Source organism: Micromonospora sp. KC213, assembly GCF_004348325.1.
Taxonomy (GTDB): Bacteria; Actinomycetota; Actinomycetes; order Mycobacteriales; family Micromonosporaceae; genus Micromonospora.
On sequence record NZ_SMKF01000304.1, the window covers coordinates 1 to 3,080 of the forward strand.

The window sequence follows — 3,080 nt, forward strand, 5'->3', positions numbered from 1 at the left end:
TCATCACCCACCCCACCGGTCCCCGCCTCCCGAGAGCCGCCGGGGCAACAGACCGTCCGGCGGTACCGGAAGAATGCGGACCGACAACGGGAGGTTCGGGTGACGGTGGATACGGTGGCGGAGTTCGAGGCCGAACGCGGCCGGCTGACGGCGGTGGCGTACCGGATGCTCGGCAGCCGCAGTGAGGCCGAGGACGCCGTCCAGGAGACCTGGCTGCGGTACGCCTCGGCGCTCGGTGACCCGGCGGCCCGCGCCGAGATCCGCAACCTCGGCGGCTGGTTGACCACCACCTGCGCCCGGATCTGCCTGGACGTGCTCCGCTCCGCCCGGGTGCGCCGCGAGACGTACCCCGGCGGCTGGCTGCCGGAGCCGCTGGTGAGCCCCTTGCCACCCGCCCCCGAGGCGGACGGCTACGCGCCCGACCCGGCCGAGCGGGCGGTCCGCCGGGAGCAGGTCGGCACCGCCCTGATGGTGGTGCTGGAGCGGCTCACCCCCGAGCAGCGGGTCGCCTTCGTCCTGCACGACGTCTTCGCGGTGCCCTTCGCCCGGATCGCCGAGGCGCTCGGCACCAGCCCGGAGGCGGCCCGGCAGCTCGCCTCCCGGGCCCGCCGGGTGGTCCACGCGCCGGACGCGCCCCGGCACACCGCCGACGCCGCCGAGCAGCGACGGGTGGTGGCCGCCTTCGCCGCCGCCACCGAGTCCGGGGACCTGACCGCCCTGCTCCGGGTGCTGGCCCCGGGCGTGCTGCTGATCAGCGACAGCGGCGGGCACTTCCCCTCGGCCCGCCGGCCGGTCACCGGCGCGGACAACGTCGGCCGGTTCGTCCTCGGGCTCTTCGGTCGGGCCGGCCGCTACGGCCAGCGGGTGCTGGGCCGCCCGGTGCTGGTGGACGGCGTGCTCGGTTTGCAGATGGAGACGGTGCACACCGACGGCCGGCCCTTGCGGCTGGTGGTCGCGTTCGCGGTCGCCGAGGGAAGGATCACCGGCATCTTCAATCAGTTCAACCCTGACAAACTGCCCGACTTGCCGGGTCTGGGCACCGACGACGGCTGGCCGCCGGCCTGGTGATCCCCGCTCAGAGCACCAGGGCCAGCCACTTGCGGTACGACGTGGCGAACGGTTCGGTGCCGTCGCCCAACGCGCCGAGCAGCCACTGGGCCGCCGCCTCCGCCTCGGCGACCAGATCCGCCGGGTAGCCGAACCGCTCCCGGTGCTCGGCGAACTCGTCCTCGTCGCGCAGCTCGACGAGGCCGGTGGCCCGGCGACGCACCACGTCCAGGTCCAGGTCGAACAGGTGCACCGTGTCGGCGCCCTCCCAACGGGCCGGTGTGGTGATGTCGCAGTAGACCTCACTGGTGCGCGGAGGCGGGTTGAACATCCCCGTCCACCAGGCGTGATGCGGCACGAGCAACACGAACGGGATCTGCTCGACCGACGGGCGGCCGTGGTACACCGACTCGGTGCCGGCCGGCACACCCAGCCAGACGCCGAGGTCGTCCTCCGTGAGTCGACGGGCCGGGTAGTCGCGGTGGGCGCTGCCGTCGTACTTGCGGTAGATCACACGGACCACATCGCTCGGCATGAGTCGCACCCTAGCCGATTCCGCCCGTCGATCGCTGCGGGGAAGTTACCGGACACGGGGGTCGGGTTGCCGTACCGTGACCGCCCCGCCCCGGGCGTCGCGAGGGCCGCCGTCAGTGCCGGCGGGTACCGTCGCACGGTGACCCCGCCCCGCACCGCCACCGACACCGCCAACCCGTCGGCCCGCAGCCGGCGTCGGGGGGCCAGACCCAGCGGAAGCGAGCTGCTGGCCGCGGCCGTGGGCGCGGTCCCCGGAGGCGCGGCCCGCCCCGGGCAGCAGCAGATGACCGAGGCGATCGAGCGGTCCGTCGCCGCCGGTGAACACCTGCTGGTCCAGGCCGGCACCGGCACCGGCAAGTCGCTGGCGTACCTGGCCCCGGCACTGACCGTGGACGGTCCGGTGGTGGTCTCCACCGCCACCCTGGCGTTGCAGTCCCAGCTCGTCGAGCACGACCTGCCCCGGCTCGCCGACGCGGTCGAACCGTTGCTCGGCCGCCGGCCCACCTTCGCCGTGCTGAAAGGGCGGCACCACTATCTCTGCCTGGCCCGGTTGGACGGCTCCACCGAGGACGAACCGGAGGACACCCTCTTCGACGCGCCCGCCGCCCGGCCCGGCGGCGGCACGAAGTGGCTCGGCGAGGCCGGCCGGCTCGGCAAGCAGATCCAGCGGCTGCGCGACTGGGCGGACGAGACCCACACCGGCGACCGGGACGAACTGGACCCGGGCGTGGACGACCAGGCGTGGCGGCTGGTCTCCATGCCGGCCCGGGAGTGCGTCGGCGCCACCCGCTGCCCGTTCGGGCAGGAGTGCTTCGCCGAGGCGTCGCGGGCCCGCGCCCGCGAGGCCGACATCGTGGTCACCAACCACAGCCTGCTCGCGGTCGACATGCTGGCCGACCGGCACATCGTGCCGCCGCACAAGCTGCTGATCGTCGACGAGGCGCACGAGTTGGCCGACCGGGTCTCCTCCGCCGCCCAGGCCGAGCTGGTCCCGGAGCTGATCGACCGGTCGGCCCGGCGGGCCCGGCCACTGCTCAAACCGGACGTCGCCGACCGGCTCACCGAGGCCGGCGACGCGCTCGCCGTCGGGCTGGCCGAGGTGCCGGCCGGGCGACTCACCGCCGGCCTGCCGGCCCCGCTGCGCGAGGCGTGCACCCTGCTCGACGCGGCGACCCGGGCCGCGCTGGACGCGATCGGCGACGTCAAGGCGGACGACCCCGACCCGGTACGCAAGCAGCAGGCCAAGGCGGTGCTGGACGAACTCTCCACCACCGCGCAACGGCTGCTGGAGGAGGCCGACCACGACGTCGCCTGGGTGGAGAAACCGGAGAACGGCAGCCGCCGGGCCCTGGTGGTCGCGCCGCTCTCGGTCGCCGGCACACTCGCCACCCACCTGTACGAGGAACGCACCGTCGTCGCCACCTCCGCCACCCTGACCCTGGGCGGTCGCTTCGACACGGTCGCCCGCGCCCTCGGACTGGACGCTCCCCCACCCGCCC

At 74.5% G+C, this 3,080-nt stretch carries 3 protein-coding genes; 2 read left to right on the forward strand and 1 reads right to left on the reverse strand.

Translation table 11 applies throughout. From position 1 onward, the window contains the following. Positions 1–105: 105 nt before the first annotated feature. A complete protein-coding gene (sigJ, locus tag E1166_RS30025) occupies positions 106–1,068 on the forward strand; it encodes an RNA polymerase sigma factor SigJ (protein WP_132343185.1) in 963 nt (320 codons plus the stop codon). A gap of 7 nt (positions 1,069–1,075) precedes the next feature. Here sigJ and E1166_RS30030 read toward each other — a convergent pair whose 3' ends face one another. Then, positions 1,076–1,582 (reverse strand): DUF402 domain-containing protein, encoded by a 507-nt coding sequence (locus E1166_RS30030; RefSeq protein WP_132271124.1) that lies wholly within the window; start codon positions 1,580–1,582, stop codon positions 1,076–1,078. A 138-nt stretch (positions 1,583–1,720) separates the two neighbouring features. Between E1166_RS30030 and E1166_RS30035 the strand changes: the two genes are divergently transcribed. Next, positions 1,721–3,080 (forward strand): ATP-dependent DNA helicase (locus tag E1166_RS30035; RefSeq protein ID WP_132343184.1); only part of this gene is annotated, 1,360 nt, incomplete at its 3' end.

What these genes read in the sequence shown, in the direction of transcription:
- E1166_RS30030 (WP_132271124.1), bottom strand. Translation starts at nt 1,582, where the DNA reads ATGCCGAGCGATGTGGTCCGTGTGATCTACCGCAAGTACGACGGCAGC.